At 63.5% G+C, this 16,615-nt stretch carries 20 protein-coding genes; 8 read left to right on the top strand and 12 right to left on the bottom strand.

The annotated features are described in order from the left end of the window. Positions 1 to 45: 45 nt before the first annotated feature. Positions 46 to 480, top strand: coding sequence for a zinc ribbon domain-containing protein (locus tag DV733_RS01055; RefSeq protein WP_049993343.1), 435 nt, complete (start codon positions 46 to 48; stop codon positions 478 to 480). A 33-nt stretch (positions 481 to 513) separates the two neighbouring features. On the opposite strand, the gene DV733_RS01050 is transcribed toward DV733_RS01055, so the two are convergent. After that, positions 514 to 945 (bottom strand): universal stress protein, encoded by a 432-nt coding sequence (locus DV733_RS01050; protein ID WP_049993342.1) that lies wholly within the window; start codon positions 943 to 945, stop codon positions 514 to 516. 66 nt (positions 946 to 1,011) lie between these two features. Further along, positions 1,012 to 1,362, bottom strand: coding sequence for a hypothetical protein (locus tag DV733_RS01045; protein ID WP_049993341.1), 351 nt, complete (start codon positions 1,360 to 1,362; stop codon positions 1,012 to 1,014). A gap of 75 nt (positions 1,363 to 1,437) precedes the next feature. Between DV733_RS01045 and DV733_RS01040 the strand changes: the two genes are divergently transcribed. Continuing rightward, positions 1,438 to 1,902: a nucleoside deaminase gene (locus tag DV733_RS01040; protein WP_049993340.1), complete on the top strand. Its 465-nt coding sequence runs from the start codon at positions 1,438 to 1,440 to the stop codon at positions 1,900 to 1,902. A 214-nt stretch (positions 1,903 to 2,116) separates the two neighbouring features. Here DV733_RS01040 and DV733_RS01035 read toward each other — a convergent pair whose 3' ends face one another. Both DV733_RS01035 and glgP read right to left on the bottom strand, forming a co-directional pair. Continuing rightward, the gene (locus DV733_RS01035) at positions 2,117 to 3,181 is read right to left on the bottom strand and encodes an ATP-binding protein (RefSeq protein WP_049993339.1); all 1,065 of its coding nucleotides are present in this window, start codon (positions 3,179 to 3,181) and stop codon (positions 2,117 to 2,119) included. A 91-nt stretch (positions 3,182 to 3,272) separates the two neighbouring features. Continuing rightward, the gene (gene glgP, locus DV733_RS01030) at positions 3,273 to 4,976 is read right to left on the bottom strand and encodes an alpha-glucan family phosphorylase (protein WP_049993338.1); all 1,704 of its coding nucleotides are present in this window, start codon (positions 4,974 to 4,976) and stop codon (positions 3,273 to 3,275) included. A gap of 101 nt (positions 4,977 to 5,077) precedes the next feature. Here glgP and DV733_RS01025 point away from each other — a divergent pair, with 101 nt between their 5' ends. The 5 genes from DV733_RS01025 (at position 5,078) to DV733_RS01005 (ending at position 8,679) form a co-directional block, all read left to right on the top strand. After that, positions 5,078 to 5,278: a cold-shock protein gene (locus tag DV733_RS01025; RefSeq protein WP_049993337.1), complete on the top strand. Its 201-nt coding sequence runs from the start codon at positions 5,078 to 5,080 to the stop codon at positions 5,276 to 5,278. 142 nt (positions 5,279 to 5,420) lie between these two features. Continuing rightward, positions 5,421 to 6,467, top strand: a complete 1,047-nt coding sequence (locus DV733_RS01020) for an LEA type 2 family protein (protein WP_049993336.1) — start codon at positions 5,421 to 5,423, stop codon at positions 6,465 to 6,467. A gap of 255 nt (positions 6,468 to 6,722) precedes the next feature. Beyond that, the gene (locus DV733_RS01015; RefSeq protein WP_049993335.1) at positions 6,723 to 7,082 is read left to right on the top strand and encodes a hypothetical protein; all 360 of its coding nucleotides are present in this window, start codon (positions 6,723 to 6,725) and stop codon (positions 7,080 to 7,082) included. A gap of 3 nt (positions 7,083 to 7,085) precedes the next feature. Next, on the top strand, positions 7,086 to 7,631 hold the full coding sequence (locus DV733_RS01010; protein WP_049993334.1) for a hypothetical protein: 546 nt from the start codon (positions 7,086 to 7,088) through the stop codon (positions 7,629 to 7,631). Positions 7,632 to 7,698: 67 nt separating this feature from the next. After that, positions 7,699 to 8,679: an isocitrate/isopropylmalate dehydrogenase family protein gene (locus tag DV733_RS01005; RefSeq protein WP_049993333.1), complete on the top strand. Its 981-nt coding sequence runs from the start codon at positions 7,699 to 7,701 to the stop codon at positions 8,677 to 8,679. 61 nt (positions 8,680 to 8,740) lie between these two features. On the opposite strand, the gene DV733_RS01000 is transcribed toward DV733_RS01005, so the two are convergent. The 6 genes from DV733_RS01000 to trkA all read right to left on the bottom strand — a co-directional run bounded on the left by DV733_RS01000 (position 8,741) and on the right by trkA (position 14,868). Beyond that, entirely contained in the window at positions 8,741 to 9,076 is a 336-nt protein-coding gene (locus DV733_RS01000) for an ArsR/SmtB family transcription factor (protein ID WP_079979392.1), read from the bottom strand. Between the two features lie 76 nt (positions 9,077 to 9,152). Further along, positions 9,153 to 9,395, bottom strand: a complete 243-nt coding sequence (locus DV733_RS00995; RefSeq protein WP_049993332.1) for a thioredoxin family protein — start codon at positions 9,393 to 9,395, stop codon at positions 9,153 to 9,155. 37 nt (positions 9,396 to 9,432) lie between these two features. Next, complete coding sequence (locus tag DV733_RS00990; protein ID WP_049993331.1) at positions 9,433 to 10,599, bottom strand: permease; 1,167 nt, start codon at positions 10,597 to 10,599, stop codon at positions 9,433 to 9,435. A gap of 163 nt (positions 10,600 to 10,762) precedes the next feature. Next, positions 10,763 to 11,830 (bottom strand): ferrochelatase, encoded by a 1,068-nt coding sequence (hemH, locus tag DV733_RS00985; RefSeq protein ID WP_049993330.1) that lies wholly within the window; start codon positions 11,828 to 11,830, stop codon positions 10,763 to 10,765. Positions 11,831 to 11,978: 148 nt separating this feature from the next. Next, positions 11,979 to 13,535, bottom strand: a complete 1,557-nt coding sequence (locus DV733_RS00980; RefSeq protein ID WP_049993329.1) for a TrkH family potassium uptake protein — start codon at positions 13,533 to 13,535, stop codon at positions 11,979 to 11,981. A 1-nt stretch (position 13,536) separates the two neighbouring features. Further along, entirely contained in the window at positions 13,537 to 14,868 is a 1,332-nt protein-coding gene (gene trkA, locus DV733_RS00975; protein WP_049993328.1) for a Trk system potassium transporter TrkA, read from the bottom strand. A gap of 176 nt (positions 14,869 to 15,044) precedes the next feature. Between trkA and DV733_RS00970 the strand changes: the two genes are divergently transcribed. Continuing rightward, entirely contained in the window at positions 15,045 to 15,293 is a 249-nt protein-coding gene (locus tag DV733_RS00970; RefSeq protein WP_049993327.1) for a hypothetical protein, read from the top strand. A gap of 38 nt (positions 15,294 to 15,331) precedes the next feature. On the opposite strand, the gene DV733_RS00965 is transcribed toward DV733_RS00970, so the two are convergent. Together DV733_RS00965 and DV733_RS00960 are read right to left on the bottom strand one after the other, a co-directional pair. Then, a complete protein-coding gene (locus DV733_RS00965) occupies positions 15,332 to 15,961 on the bottom strand; it encodes a hypothetical protein (RefSeq protein ID WP_049993326.1) in 630 nt (209 codons plus the stop codon). Then, positions 15,958 to 16,596, bottom strand: coding sequence for a hypothetical protein (locus DV733_RS00960; RefSeq protein WP_049993325.1), 639 nt, complete (start codon positions 16,594 to 16,596; stop codon positions 15,958 to 15,960). Before DV733_RS00960 ends, DV733_RS00965 begins: the two co-directional genes overlap by 4 nt. Positions 16,597 to 16,615: the final 19 nt, after the last annotated feature.

Below are 16,615 nucleotides of genomic sequence, written 5' to 3'. Positions count from 1 at the left end.
CTCGACCACAAATTTGTTACCGGGGTGTCGTGAAGCCGAGGCTGTATGAGTGTCTTCGCCACGTTCCTGATCTTCGCCCTGCTATTCTGGCTCGCCCCCGCGTATCTTGTCTACGTCCACGCGAAGAATCGCGGCCGTGACGCCGGCCTCTGGGCTGCGGTCGTCCTAGTCGGTGGGTTGGTCGGGATCTTGCTGTATTTCATCCTGGCTGACTCGGGCGGAGCGCGTGGCGGGACGTACGGACAGGCTGGCGGCGGAACCCGTGGCCAGGCTGGGGGCGGAGCGCACGGCCAGGCCGGAAGTCGTGGGACTGCTGGCGGTGGCGGACAGACGGGCGGTAGCTGGAACACCGATCAGCCACAGGGGAACAGAAATCAAACCGAGTCGTGGGAGCAGAACGTCGGCTGTCCACAGTGTGGCGCGACCAACGACCGCCTGGCGAACTACTGTAACAACTGCGGGGCTGCACTCCAGCGTTGAGGACCTGCGCCCCCTCCGTCGGGGGTGTCGTCGCTACCGCACGACTGTCACTGTCACCGGCGCCTCGCCGACGACTTTCGTCGCGACCGTTCCCAGTAGGCGGCGGACGACGGCGCGGCGATCCTGGCCGTGACTCCCCATCACGACATGGTCGACGTCGTGAGCGTCGACGTAATCGAGAATCGTCTCCGCCGGATCGCCCGTCTCCACGACCGTCTCGACCGTTCGATCCATCGCTGCTGCCTGATCGGTGGCGTGGTCGGCCAGGCGCTCCGCTCGCTCGCGTGCACTTTCCAGCCGGTCTTCGCCCGGTTCGACGACGCCGCCCTCGCTCATGTGACTGTCGAGCGGCGTGATGACGTTCAGAACTGTGATCCGCGACTCGAAGGCCGTGAGCGCTTCTTCGAGTGCGTCCTCGGCCAGCGGCGACCCGTCCAGCGGGACCAGCACGTGTTCCGGCGGCATACTCTCCCTTGCGCTTCTGGCCTCTTGAGACTCTCGCAGACACTCACTATTCGCCCAGGCCACCGCTCAGGATCGGCGCGCCTGGTCGACTGCGGCTGTGAGTCGGTCGTCGTCGTCCAGTTCGTCCAGTAACACGTCGACGTCGGTGTCGAGTTCGTAGGCGGGGCGGCCCTTCCCGACCGGCGAACTGTCGTCTATCGAGGGCACAGTGACGATACTTTCGGCTTCCAGAACGTTCAGCGCACGATCGACCTCCGCTTCGGTCAGCCGTCCGATGTCGTCGACGGATTCGGATTCGGTCTGGGCCCGGCGTGTGATCACGTTGACCTGAGCCGGCGATTCGTCGTCCTGTTCCAGTGTCGCAAGCCCCAGCAGGACGACCCGCTGAGGCAACGAGCAATCGTCGAGTGTGTCCATACGTGTGCTCGATGGCGCCACTATCTTAAGTTCTCCTGTCACGAGATATTTGGGCTGTGGGACCCACGAACCGATATGGATCTCGCTACTTTCGATCACGAACCGTTTGTCGAGCGTGCCATCGAACTGGCCCGCGAGGCTGGCGCACGTGGTGACGGACCCTACGGCACGATCCTGGTCCGAGACGGCGAAATCGTGGCCGAGGCCCAGAATCGTGAACACACCGACGACGACCTCGCGCTCCACCCGGAGTTGACGCTCGCGCGAGAGGCCGCACGCGAGATGACTGCGGCCGAGCGTGCCCGGACAGTGATGTACACCAGCACCGAGCCGTGTCCGATGTGCGCGAGCGGGATCGTCTACGCCGACCTGGGTGGAGTCGTCTACAGCGTCTCGGGAGCGGCCGTCGAGGCCACCGTCGGTGGCGAGACGGGCCTGCCCTGCGAAGCTATCTTCGACAGTTTCGGAGTCCAGATTCCCGTGGTCGGCGACGTGCTCGAATCCGAGGGGCTGGCGGTCCACCGCGAATTCGAGGGCTGATAGTGATTCCTGTAGCGGTAAATCGCTACAGGAATCACTATGACTCGAACGTGCACTCCTGGCGTCGGTGACGTCCTCGACGAGCGCCTCGCGGCCGCCGAACGGTTCGGAGACGATAGCGACGTTGGGGCTCGCGCCGTCGCGATACGATTCGACCGTGACCGACATCTGTTCGCCAACGGCCCAGTCCGCTTACAAACGCGTTCGTGTCCGCTCAAACGCGGGGCAACTCGACGACGAACACCGAGCCACGAGGCTCGTTGTCCTCGACGCGAATCTCCCCACCGAAGTTCTCCACGAGCGTGGCGACGACGTGCAGGCCGCCGCCCCCCGTGTCATCGGGGCGGGGATCGAACAATCTGGGTTTCATCTCGTCGGGAACACCGGGGCCGTTGTCGAGGACGCGCACGCAGACGTGACCCGGATGGATCGTGACCTCGACGTGAGCGCACGGGTCGGACGCGTCGTTGTGTTCGACGCTGTTTTCGACGAGGTTCGAGAGGACCGTTCGAACGGCGTCGTTGGCGCGAACCTCGGCCCGGTCGGGTGCGTCGACGGTGATCGTCGCGGCGAACGCTTCCCCCTTGCTCCGGGCGACTGTCCGTGCCATCTCGGCGATGTCGACGGGCTCGTACTCCGGATCGTCCGATAGCGTCTCCGCGATCGCACTCGTGGTGTCGATGACGTCCAGCACCTCCCCGACCTGGGTGTCGATCGTCTGTGCCGACTCCGCGACGATCTCGTCGTCCGGCTGTGCGTCGGTAATGACTCGCGCCCGGCCCCGAATGACAGTCATGTCGTTTTTGATGTCGTGTCTGAGGACGCTGTTGGTGAACGAGAGCGTGCTCATCGCCTTGGTCGCTCTGGTGGTTCGTTCCAGCGAGGCGGCGTAGAAGTAGCCGGCGACGAACCCGGCAATCGAGCCCGCAGTCGCACCGATGAGCAACTGGAACGTCGGCTCGGAGATCGGCCGCCCCTCCTGGGCACGGACCAGTATTCCGAGTCCGATGACACCCGTGACGATCGCCCCGCCCGCGACTGACGCCAGCAGCACGCGCCATCGATTCACCGGGTCGAACGCCTGATTTCGGAGGTGCAGCCCACCCCCCACGAGCGCCAGCGCTGGGAGACCGTCGAGTGCGAACGCGACCAGCGGCCCGCGAACCTGCTCGACCCGCCCGACCTCGGTCAGGTGGTGGCTCGCGGCGACCGCGAACAGCCCCAGACCGACGACGGCTACGAGCAGCGGCCCGGTCTCGTAGACGGCCTCCTGGTTCATACTCTCTGTTCGACGGGCCGTTGATAAACGACTTGTGCCCAACAAAAAAGGGTCTCCAGTCGATCCGCGGTCACGACATCGCGGCGCGCGGTCAGTTCTCGGGTGCGTAGGCCGTGGCGAGGTACTCTTCCATCATCCGGCGCGCGTGGTATCGCGAGCCGTTGAACGCGATGGCGTTGCGCATGATGCCGATCCATTCCTCGCGGTCGTCGTAGTACGTCGGCAGGACCTCCTGTTCGAGCGTGTCGTACAGCGCGGTGGCGTCCACGAGGTCCTCCTGGGCGTCGTTCATCCGCTGTTCACGCGGGCTGTGTGGCTCGGGGCCGATCGACCAGCCGGTCTCGCCCTCGATGTGGCCTTCGACCCACCAGCCGTCGATGGTCGAGAACTGCGGGACGCCGTTGAACGCGGCTTTCATCCCCGACGTTCCCGAGGCCTCGCGGGGCCGTCGGGGGTTGTTGAGCCAGACGTCGACGCCGGAGGTGAGCTTCAGCCCCATCTCCATGTCGTAGTCTTCGAGGTAGGTGATCGTGATCTCGCCGGCCAGATCCTCGGCGTGGCTGTAGATCTCCCGGATGATGTCTTTGCCCTGTTCGTCGCCGGGGAAGGCCTTGCCGGCGTAGACGATCTGGACGTCACCGGCGCGGGCGACGACCTCACGCAGGCGCTCTTTGTCCTGAAAGAGCAGCGGTGCGCGCTTGTAGGGGACCGCCCGACGAGCGAACCCGAGCGTCAGGACGTCTTCATCGAGTTCGACGCCCGTGCGCTCGCGGACGTACTCGATCAGGTCGCGCTTCTGTGCCTGGTGGGCCTCCCACAGCGGTTCGTCCTCGATGAGCGTCGCGTGCTGCAGTTTGGTCGGGTAGACCCGCCAGTCACGGATGTTCTCGTCGAGCAGATCAGCGATGTCGTCACCGACCCAGGTCGGGACGTGTGCGCCGTTGGTGATCGCGTCGATGTGTTCGGCGTGTTCGGGGAACATCTCCTGGCTGACCTCCTGGTGGCGCTTGGCGACGCCGTTGACGTACCGCGAGAGGTTCAGCGCGAGCCGCGTGGTGTGGACCATCCCCTGTGGGCTGTGCTCTTTGACCGTCTCGATGGGGACGAGGTCGCCCATCAGATCAGCCAGCAGGTCGTAGTGATACTCGTCGTGGGCGGCCGCCACGGGCGTGTGAGTCGTGAAGACACACTGCTCGCGGACGGCCTCGGCGTCGAGATCGTTCCGTCGGAGGAGTTCGAGCGTGAGGAAGCTGGCATGGCCCTCGTTCATGTGGTACGTCGAGACGTCGTAGCCCAGTTCGTCGAGCATTCGGACGCCACCGATACCCAAGACGAGGTACACTGCGAGTTTGAAGCCCTCGTCCTTCCCGGGGGCGTAGACACGCTGGGTCAGCTCCCGGATCCAGTTGTCGTTGTCCTCTCGGTCGGTGTCGAGCATGATGACTGGAACTGTGCCGCCGTGCTCGGACTCGACGTCGTAGCGCCAGGCGCCGATGGTCACGTCGTGCCCGCCAATCGTCATCGAGACGGTCGCGTCGAGGGGTTCACAGTACTCTTCGACCGGCCAGGGAGCGGGCTCGACGTGCTGGGTTCCGTCCTCGTCGAGCTGTTGCTCGCCGAGGCCGTACTCGTTGAGCAGGGTGACGCCGACGGCGTCGACGTCCAAATCGGCGAATCCGCGGACGACGTCGCCCGCGAGGATCCCCAGTCCCCCGTTGTAGGTGTTCATCCCGTTTTCCAACCCATACTCCATACTGACGTATGCGACGTGGCCGTCCTGCGATGTGCCTGCCATGGTTCTGGGCGAGATTCGCTGGCGTGACGTTTAGGTGTTCTCTGTTGGAGACGAACCTACACGCAACGTTTAAGCGTCCTCGCCGTCATTCTGTAGATGCAATGGCGAAAGGTAAGGTTGATTTTTTCAACGACACCGGCGGTTACGGCTTTATCGAGACTGAGGACGCGGACGAGGACGTTTTCTTCCACATGGAAGACGTTGGCGGCCCGGACCTTGAGGAAGGACAGGAACTCGAATTCGACATCGAACAGGCCCCCAAGGGCCCGCGCGCGACCAACGTCACCCGACTCGAAGAGTAGGCTCTGACTGCGGACGCGAGCACACACATTCTCGTTTCTTCACATTCTCTAGCCGCGGGTTTTCGCTCGAAAGGGCCATGTGTGCTGACAATGCGCATGCTTAGCCATCAGGCCTTTATTGGTGTCCGAAAAACCGGGTACCATGGATCTCTCTATTAAACGACTCGCTGTCGGCGCAGTCGGCCTGATCGTCGGCTTGATCGCCATCCTCGTGATCGCGTATCTCACCGGGATCATCGGTCTCCCCAGCGTCACTGTCGACGACCCCGGTGACTGGGGGAACACGACGGAGAACAGCACCGGAATCGTCACGACATTGAACGTCGACAATCCGAATCCGATCGGCGTTACCCTCTCCAGCGGCTTCTCTGCGGAGTATCAGGTCGCGATGAACGACGTCGAGCTGGTCACGGGAAGCCGCGACGCCATTTCGATCCCGAAAGGAAAGAGTACGATCCAGCTCAGATCGGCACTGGACAACGACAAACTCGACTCCTGGTGGGTCGCGTTCGTCCGGAACGACGAGACGATCGAGATGCGCGCGACCGGCAGCGCCGACGTGAGCGCCGTCCTCAGCAAGACCATCTCCTTCCCCGCGTTCGAGCAGACGCTTCTCGAAGACCAGCGCCCTGTCGTCGATTCGTTCGACGCGGCCGTCTCGGACATGGAAGGGGCCTACACTGCCGACGCCGGGCTGGTCTCGGCGGGCTACGAGATCCGCGACGCCAGCGCCGAGTGGGGTGAGGTCACCGAACCCACCTCGAACATGACCCTGACCTTCGAGATCCACAATCCCGGCGACGTGCCGGTCCCGCTCGTCCCGGACGGCTTCCGGCTCAACGCGACCGGCAACGGCGTCCCGCTGTTCACAGCCAGCGGTGACGCGCTGACGCCGCAGAACGTCCCCCGAGACGCCACGCTGGCGCCGGGCGAGACCGAGACGGTCAATTACACCGTCTCGATGGACAACGAGAACATCGACGAGTGGTTCGTCAGTCACGTCCGAAACGACGAGCAGACCGACTTCGTCATCAAACCCCAGTTGGAGTTCGAGATCCCCGACACTGACGTCGGGATCACGATTCCACGGGACGGGCCCGGCTACCGCTGTAGCCTCCAGACTGCGATTCTCGTGGACAATCAGTCGACAGAGACGACCTGCGGCTCCGGTGGGTCTGCAGGGGCTTAGTCCACGGTCGTTGTCTCAGGAAGATCCGTCTGAGACCGACGGAGCCAGCGTCAAACGCGACCTCTCGCTCGCTTCAACCCCACGAGGGTCCGTCTGAAACCCTCGACTACAATCGGTATCTGAACGTCACAGGGCTTGGCATACTCAATAGATAAGTTGGAAAGTGCTGGATTAGTTGGCTGAGTGGAACTTCTGAGGGGAGATACACACACGCTATGCACACATTTACCTTCCCAACGCACATAGCATGCACATATGGCTGCAGATTCCGAGCGCAAGCGCGTCCACTTCCTCTCGCCCGAGGAGTTGGTCGAGCAGGCTGACGCGCTGGCGGACATCGAAGGCAAGGATCGGACTGACGTCATCATCGAGGCTCTACAGAAGTATATCGAAGAGGAAACCGATAGCGAACGCTTCCGCCAGCGGATAGCGGAGGCGTACTACGACGATCGGATCGACCTCGATCTCGTAGAAGCGTTGGTCGGGACAGAGCAAGCACGGACGTTCGCATTGCTCAAGCAGGATCTCGAAGACGAACCGCTGGGGATCGGGGAGCCAGACGAAGACGTGGATATCTACGACGAAGAGACAGCGACCGTCGAGCCCGAGGACTGATCGATGGAGACAGTCGTCGCGGACACGTGCGCACTGGTGAGTCTCGCGATTCCGAAAGCGGACGCGACGTACGACACCACCAGCAATCCAGATCCCCTGCAGTTCTTACTGACGGATTGTGAGGTGACCGTCCCGATTCAGGTCAAAAATGAACTTCAAGAGATGGCTGGCTACGACGATATTCACGCAGCGGCAGCGACGAACGTTCTCGCGGCAAGCAAACATTTCGCAGTGAGTGAACCGCTGACGCTCGATGACACGCCAGATTCGTTGCCGGCGTACGGGCTCGACGAAGGAGAAACAGCGGCGATCGTACTCGCGAACGCACTCGATAGCGATGGCCTTCTGACTGACGAGTTTAACAGCCTGGCTCGTATCCATGCAGTCGTCGACGACGTAACAGTCGTTCCAACCCCACGACTGCTCCGTGAATACGCCAGCGAGGGCCCACTGACCACTACAGAGGCACGCAAGCTGATCGAAACGATCGAACCTCACCGTAGCTGGTCAGACAATAGCTACGTCCAGAAGATCAAACAGACGTTGTAGTTCGCACTCTTCTCGTTCGATCCATCATATCGACACCCTCTTTTCGACGCCCGCGAGACGGTCAGGCATGACAGCGCAGATTGCGGTCATCCCCGGCGACGGGATCGGACAGGAAGTGACGCCTGCAGCGGTCGACGTCCTGAAGGAACTCGACCTCGGCTTCGAGTTCGTCGAGGGCGAGGCCGGCGACTACGTGCTCGAAGAGGCCGGCACACCCCTCCCCGAGGAGACGGCCGACCTCGCCCGAGAGTCCGACGCCACGCTGTTCGGCGCGGCCGGCGAGACGGCCGCCGACGTCATCCTCCCGCTCCGTGAGATCGTCGGCTCCTACGCCAACGTCCGCCCCGCGAAGGCCTATCCCGGCCTCGAAGCCGTCAAACCCGAGACAGACATCGTGTTCATCCGCGAGAACACCCAGGGCGTCTACTCGGGCATCGAAGAAGAGATCGCCGACGGCGTCGCGACGCTGACCCGCGTCGTCACGCGAGACGCCTCCCGGAAGATCGCCGAGTACGGGTTCGACTACGCCGAAGAGCACGGTTACGAGAACGTCACGATCGCCCACAAGGCCAACGTCATGCGCAAGACCGACGGCCTCTTCCTCGAGACGGCCGAGCAGGTCGCCCAGGAACGCGGCGTCGACTACGAGACCGAACTGATGGACGCGCTGGCGATGAAGCTCGTGATGAACCCTGAGGACTACGACGTGATCATCTGTCCCAATCTCGCGGGCGACGTGCTCTCGGACCTCGCTGCGGGGCTGGTCGGCGGCCTCGGACTGCTGCCGAGCGCGAACGTCGGCGACGACAACGCGCTGTTCGAGCCGGTCCACGGCTCCGCGCCGGACATCGCCGGTCAGGGCGTCGCCAACCCGAGCGCGATGATCCTCTCGGCGGCCATGCTGCTCGACCATCTCGACTACGACGGGGAAGCGACGCGGGTCACGGAAGCCGTCGAGACAGTGCTCGCGGAGGGGCCCCATACCGCAGATCTGGGCGGCGACGCCAGTACCGAGGAGTTCACCGCGGCCGTGATCGACCACTTGTAGATCGATAGCAACTCGTGCGAATCGAAGAGACGGCAGCTGGGCGCTCCAGTCCGCTCGCAGGTCAGCAGATGCTACGGACGATTTCGATCACGTCCTCGCCGCGCTCGGTGGGGCTGTAGGTCACGTAGTTCCCGTCTCGATCAGCCGTCACGAGGCCGGCCTCTTTGAGCTTCTTGAGATGATAGGACAGTTTCGAGTACTCGATGTCGAACAACGCGACGAGATCACAGACACAGAGCTCTGATTCACCGAGCAAGCGCATGATGAGGATCCGCCGGTCGTCGGCGAGCGCTTGAAAGATACTGTGGGCAGTCTCCACCTCACAGGTCGAGACCATCCGCTCGAGATCGGTCATCGTGTCGGGCGAAACCCGGTAGTCGTTCGATTGTGACGACATACGTTGGTGGGTATAGATTGGGTGTACACACAAATCAGTGTGTGCATCCGACCGATCGAAAAACGTGAATCTGGAGCTACGCCGTCTCGAACTGTTCGACGAGGGATTCGACGTCGGGAATGTCACCTTCGGTCACGATATCGCCGTCGACAGCCACCGCGGGCGTGTGCATCACACCGCGGTCGATGATCTCCATCTGCTTTTCGATTTTCTCGACCTCTGCGTCGACGCTGTCCCCGAGGGTTTCGAGTGCTTTCTGGACGCGCTTCTCCGTCGTTTTGCACCTGGCACAGCCAGGACCGATAACTTCGATTTTCATGATTTGTGGTAGTTGTTGGTAGTTTCGAGTTGCTTCCTCACAGCACTAGCAGGCCCCAGATCAGGCCCGCGACGGTCGCGGAGACCGCCACGAGACCGACGTAGAGGGCCGTCCGCTTGGCGCCGATCGTCTTCCAGATGACGAGCATGTTCGGCAGCGACAGCGACGGGCCGGCCAGCAGCAGCGCCAGCGCGGGCCCGTCGGCCATCAGGCCGTTGGTGTAGCCGAACAGCGAGCCGATGATGGGCACTTCCAGCAGCGTCGGCATGTACAGCACCGCGCCGATGACTGACGCCAGGCCGGCCGACAGCACCGTCGTCTCACCGAAGATCCCCTGGGTCAACAGCCCGGGCGCGACCTGGTGGGCGGCGAACGTTTCGCCGGCGTCGGTCGTGACTGTCTCCAGCGGTCCCATCCCCTGGGCGAGCGCGGCGATCGCGCCGATGATCCCGATGACGAACGTCCCGACGACGAGCAGCGGGAAGATAGTCTTCGTGAAGAACCACGTCTCCTGGAGCCACTCCTCGATCACGTCGCGGTCGAACTGCGTGTAGAGCAGGTAGCCCAGCAGCGCGAACCACGGTGCGAGCAGCGGCGCCTTGACCGCCCAAGTGAGCAGGCCGGTCGCGGCGATCAGCAAGATTGCGACCTGACTGCCGAAGAAGCCGCCAGTCACCCAGAGAGGACGGTCGCGCTCGGCGACGACCTGCCCTCCATCAGTAGCTACAGTCTGGCCCTCGGGAGACTCGCTGTCGTCGCTGCTGCCGAACACGAGTGCCATCGTCAGGCCGATCCCGGCGGCCATCGCCACCGCGAAGAACGCCCGTGCGCCCCCGAGCGGGAGTCCGAGCACGCGGGCGGTGAAGACGATCGCCAGGACGTTGATCGCCGGGCCCGAGAACAGAAAGGCCGTCGCGGGACCGATTCCCGCGCCCTTCTTGTACAGACCCGCGAACATCGGCAGGATAGTGCAGCTACAGACCGCCAGTGCGACTCCCGACACCGAGGCCAGCGAGTACGCCTGGAGTTTCGGTGCGTCGGCGCTGAGGTATTTGGCGACGAAACGGTCGGACAACACCGCGGAGATCCCGCCCGCGATGAAAAACGCCGGCACCAGACACGTGATGACGTGCAGCGTCAGGTACGACAGCGTCTCGTCGATACCTGCTCGAACGACCGGTACGAGAACGTCGACCGGAGTCACTGTGCGACCACCATTTCAAATATATCTAAAACGCTGGCCGAGATATAGCTGACGGTTTCAAAAAGAATTGAAATGTGTCGATCGTAAAGAATTCGAGAGTGAGGGGCCGCAGGCTGCAGTTGTCAGTTCACGAGAGTGCGACCTCGGAGACGCTATTTTCGAGTCAGTCCCAGTCCGGAGCCGGCGCGTTCAGACACATCGTCCCCGGCTTGTCCCGACACTGGCACTGACGGAACTGGAAGTATTCCGGATCGAAGTCCGCGAGGACTGGTTCGGAGAGGTCGGCAAGCACCGACGGGAAGCGGTCGTCGTCGTGGGGGATGGGGACGCGGTAGAAGTCCAGCCCCTCCGCTTCGGCCTCTTCGCGGAGTTCGATGTCGAGTTCCGAGAGCGTCTCGCTCTGTTCGTGCATGAACGAGACGGGCTCGACGACGACCCGCTCGGCGTCGACGTCCTCGATGGCCTCCTCGACGTCGGGTTCGGTCCAGGCGACCTCGCTGCGGTTGTCGTGGTTCTGGAAGCCGAGCGTGTAGCTGTCGAGCCCGAGCATGCCCGCCACGCCGGCACACCACTCCTCGACGTAGCGGTCGTACCGACTCCCCTCGTTCAGGTAGTATTTCGGGGTCCCGTGCGCGGAGAAGAACAGCTCAGTGTCCTCGTCGTGCAAATCGACACCCTCGGCGTCGGCGTACGTCCGGATGTTGTCGGCGCGCAGGCGGTTGTAGGTGGGATGGCGATGCCAGCCGCTGACCTCGTGGAGGTCGCCGTCGAAGCCAGCCTCGTCGAGTCCATCCGCGAGTTTATCGAGCGAGAGGTTCGTCGTCGAGGGGCCACACAGGGGATAGATCGGCAGGCCCAGGACTTCGTCGACGCCGTCCGCGACGGCGGCCTCGGCGGCCTCGTGCGTGAACGGTTCGGTGTAGAGCATTCCTGAATACGTTCGGACGTCGTAGCCGCGATTTCGAAGTTCGGCCTCAAGCGCGTCGGCCTGGGCCGCGGCCTGCTCGTTGAGGGGGGAGCCCCCGCCGATCTCTTCGTACTCCTCGATCAGCCCCGGTGCGCGCCGTTCGGCCAGTTTCTTCGCGCGTTTTTGGGCCGCCCCCGGCGTCAGGTCGGGGTCCTCCTCGATGTCCATGTTCGAGTAGAAGATTCGCTGGAGGTAGTCCTCGACGACGTCCCGATCGGCCGTCGACGGTTCACCGAAGTTCAACAGCACTACGCCGGTTGTCATAGCCGCCCCTTACGGCCGGTCGTAAATAGTCTCTTGGAGTGTTCCCAGTGAACTACGACAGCTCATGCCGGGACCGCCGGGAGGCCTCCCGAGGTCCCCCTCGCCCTGCTCGGTCAGGACCGCCAGTACGTACGCGGCTGAAATGCCGCTACGATCTCCAATACGCGCTCGTCAACAAGACGAACACCGGCAGGATCTCCAGCCGGCCGACCCACATCAGAAAGATCAGCAACAGTTTCGGGATCACCGGGAAGTCGAGATAGTTCCCCATCGGGCCGACCGCGCCGAATCCGGGCCCGACGTTCCCGATCGAGGACGCCGTCGCACTGAGTCCGTCGAGCAGTGCGATCTCGTAGCCGCCCAGCCAGGACGTCGTCAACACCAGAAGTGTCCCGAAGAAGAACAGGAAGATGTACAGTAGCGTGAACGCGTGGATCCCCCGAAGCGCATCCTCGTCCAGTGCACGTCCGCCCAGGCGAACTGGTTTGACAGCTTCCGGGTGGACTGTCGAGAACAACTCCCGCTTGATCGACTTGATGATCACGAGCCAGCGGATGATCTTGATCCCCCCACCGGTCGACCCTGCCGACCCGCCGATGAACATCGCGAACAACAGGGCGTATTTCGCGGGGACACTCCAGGTGTTGAAATCCATGCTCGCGTAGCCGGTGGTGGTGACGATCGCGACGACCTGGAACAGCGCTTGCCGGACCGAATCTTCGACTTCACCGACGATCGGCGCGATACCCGGCGTCTGTGCGATCCCCTGCCCCGAGTACAGCAATCCGGCGACGAGTGCCGTCAACACGGCGAGGACACCGGCGTAGAATCGGAACTCCGAATCACGGCCGAACACCGTCCAGTCGCCGCGCAGCGCCTTCCAGAACAGCGCAAAGTTCGTCCCCGCGACGACCATGAACGGAATGATGACCCACTGTGCGGCCGCGGAGAACGCCTCGATCGAGCGCGCTTCCGGCGAGAATCCGCCGGTCGGCAGTGTCGTGAGCGCGTGGCTGATCGCGTTGTAGAAGTGCATATTGTCGGCGAAACCGGCGTGATAGAGGCCGTACAGCAACACAAACTCCAGTACCGTGAACCCGAGGTACGCTAGCCACAGGACTCGTGCCGTGGTCCTGATCCGCGGCGTGAGTTTCTCTATTCCCGGTCCCGGGGCCTCGGCGTCCATCAGTTGTGCGCCACCGACCGAAAGCTCGGGCAGGATCGCCACCGCGAGGACGACGATCCCCATGCCGCCGAGCCACTGGGTGAGCTGTCGCCACAGCAGGATCGAGTGGTCGTGGTGCTCGGTTCCGATGTCCGCGAGAACGGTCGCGCCGGTCGTCGTAAACCCGGACATCGACTCGAACAGCGCGTTGACCGGCGAGGCGACGGTCCCCGTCCCCGCGATCAGATACGGGAGCGTTCCGGCCATGCCGACCGCCAGCCACGTGAGCGCGACCATCAGGAGTCCTTCTCGCGCACCCAGGTCTGGGTCGGGATCGAGCCGTTCCAGCCCGAAGCCGACGACCAGAACCGCTGCGATGGTGGCGACGAACGGAACGATACCCTCACCGTAGTACACGCCAGTCAACAGCGGCAGTAACAGCGGCACGCTCAGGTACTTTATCACGGTGCCGACGAGACTGAGCGACGCTCGCCAGTTCACGCGCAAGCGCGGATCGATATCGAGAGCGAGTCCGGCCATGTTAGATCAGTTGCATGGCTTCTTCGACGATCGCCGTGCTCGCGAAGACCACGATGTGATCGTCTTCACGGATGATGGTATCCCCCCGCGGGACGACGAACGCTCCGTCGCGCGTGATCGCACCGATCACGACGCCGTCGGGGAGGTCGGTGATCGATTCTCGGATCGGTCGGCCCACGAGGACGCTCTCTGCATCGACCTCGACTTCCAGCACCTCGGCGCGGTCGTCCTCGATCAGCGCGACGTTCTCGGCGTGCTTTTCGCGGGTGAATCTGGTGATCTCCTCGGCGATCGCTTCTCGGGGATTGACCGCCACGTCGACACCGACGGCCTCGAACAGGTCGGCGTAGTCACCGTCTTCGACGATTGCGATGGCGCGGTCCGCTCCGAGTCGCTTGGCGAGCAACGCCGTCAGGAGGTTCTGTTCGTCGCTGTCTAGGCTCGCGATCGCGACGTCGACGTCGGCGATGTGCTCGCGCTGGAGGAACTCCCTGTCGGTCGGATCGTTCTGCAGGACCGTCACGTCCGGGAGCTTCTCGGCAAGGAATCGGGCGTGTTCGGGATCGGGTTCGACGATACGGGAGTGCAGCCCCTTCTGGCCCAACAGCTGTGCGGTCTCGTAGCCGATGTCGCTGCCGCCGAAGACCATGACGTCCGAGACGCCGTCGACTCCCGGTGCGATCGTCGTCGCGAAGCCGCTGACGCTCTCGGGCGAGCCGATCACGACGAGATCGTCTCCGTCGAGGAGGCAGGTCTCCCCGTCGGGGATGACGACCTCGTCGTCGCGGATGATGGCAGCGAACGTCAGTGAGTCGAAGGTGTCCGCTTCGGCGACCGATTTGCCAGTGACGGGACTCTCGTCGTCGATCGGGAACTCGGCCATCTGGACGAGGCCGTCGGCGAAGCGGTCGACGTCTTCGGCGGCCGGCAGGCCGATCACGCGGACGATACTCTGGGCGGCCAGCAGGTTCGTGCCGACCATGAGGTCGACGCCGAGTGCACCTTCGGACTGCTCCCAGGTGTCGAGGAACTTTGTCGTCCGGACGCGCGCGATCGTGAACGCGTCCGAGATCGTCTGGACCGTCCCACAGGTGACGATGTTCGTCTCGTCGTCGTCCGTGCAGGCGATCACCATGTCGGCGTCCTCGACGCCTGCTTCCTGCAGGGTCGCCAGCGCGGAGCCGTCGCCTTCGACCGGGAGCACGTCCAGTGAGTAGGTCAGTGCCTCGACGCGGTCGCTGTCGAGGTCGATCACCACGACCTCGTGGCTGTCGGCCAGGCTGGCGGCGACGTTCGAACCGACTTCGCCAGCCCCGACGATCACGACGCGCACGAGGCTCCCTCCAGTTCACTCATTGAAAACGGTGTTGCGCTCCCTCTTGTAAGTGGATTTCTATCCGTGTACACTGCTGCACGTCGAGCACGATGGGCCACCTGCACGTTCTGCACCGAAGCCCGCAGGCGTGCGGACGACGGAACTGTCTTCACCGAGACGAGTGTATATACGGTATGGTCCGCAAGATCACGCTGTTCGAGATCCACCTGGACGACGCCCGTTTCGGAACCAACGAGACCGTCGAGGAAAGCGAGGACACAGTGGCCGACACCCAGTCCGACGGCCCCAGCGTCGCGAAGCTCGTCTTCGCGAGCCTGTTTGTCTCGGTCGCTGTGACGGTGATCGTCCGGCGACTGTTCGGTGCGGGTGACGACGGATTCGAGGAGACCGAGAGTCCCGTCGAAGTCGAGATCGATTCCTGAGACTGCCGAGACGGATTCGACGGCACGTTGTCCGACGCTCACTCACCTTCGAGCAACTGTTCTCTGACGACGTCGGCGAAGCCGGTGAGGTGGGCCTGTCCGAACAGCGCGACCAGCAGCGCGCCCAGCGAGTTGAACATCAGGTCCCGAACCGTATCGTCCAGCCCGCGCTGGGCCAGCGGCATCGTCGCGCCGGTGGCGTCGGCGATGACGTCCAGCGCGAACTCGAACAGCTCCCAGATCACCCCAAAGGCCAGCACGATGACGAAGATGTAGACGAACGCGAACCGGGTCGGAATCGCGATCCGGTCGTCGTGAAGGTCGATCGCCCGAGCGGCCGTGTAGCCGACGCCCGCGACCAGCGAGGCTGAGACGGCGTGAGTGACGTGATCCCACCAGCCGATCTGGGTGTACAGCCCCGACGAACCGAGAGTGTGGAGGAACACTGCGGCCGTGATCCAGAGGCCGAGCCAGGGGTCGATCGGCAGTTCGTAGTTGCGTTCGAGCACCGCCGGTAGGAAGGTCACGAACAGCGCGATGACCCCGTTGGTGATCGCCTTGGGCTGGTCGGCCACGAGTCCGTAGGCGACCATCGCCACCAGCGACAGTTGCATCAGTCGCGTGAGCCGCTGCTGGTTCGTCGGAGTGGGCCGCGGTAACAGCCTCATCGCCGGATCACCCGCCTGATCGCACGCCAGAGCCGACGATCGCGCCGTCTGAAGTAGCCGTCGAAGAGGATCCCCGCGGAGAAGCCCGCGAGCGTCACCCACAGCCACTCGATCATGAGCGACTCGTTGTCACTCAGAAACGCGGTCCCGAGGTAGCGATCCGCGTTCCAGCGAAACACTGTCCAGGCTGCGACGGCGGCCAGCGTCGTCAGGACGACCAGCACGACCGCGAACCAGTGAGTGACGCTGAGCGACGTGAACATGTGCAACTCGACGATGACGAGCAGCGCCAGGCCCGCGAGCGCGAAGTAGGTCGCGAACGTCCCGACTGTGCCGCCGAACAGTCCACGGACGAGGATCGGAAAGAGCGCGATCACCAGCAGTTCCCAGGGCAACATCACGCGCCAGTCGCGGTAGGCCGCCGGCGGGATGAGTACGACGACGCCGACGACGGCCACGAGCGCGATCCACTGGTAGTCGATCTCGAAGACGCTCTCGCCGAAGACCAGCGCCAGCACGCCCACCATGACCCACGCGACGATGGCGTTCGTCCGGCCGTCACGAAACAGCCGTTCGAGGGCGTCCTCGATGTCGTCGATCCCGATCGGGACGCTCTCGTCCGATCCGTCAGTCATCGACGGGAGCAACTCACCA

The sequence above is a fragment of the Halapricum salinum genome (genome assembly GCF_004799665.1).
Lineage (GTDB): Archaea > Halobacteriota > Halobacteria > Halobacteriales > Haloarculaceae > Halapricum > Halapricum salinum.
The sequence above is the reverse complement of the archived record's forward strand: the minus strand, read 5'-3'. Positions and strand labels throughout refer to the sequence as shown.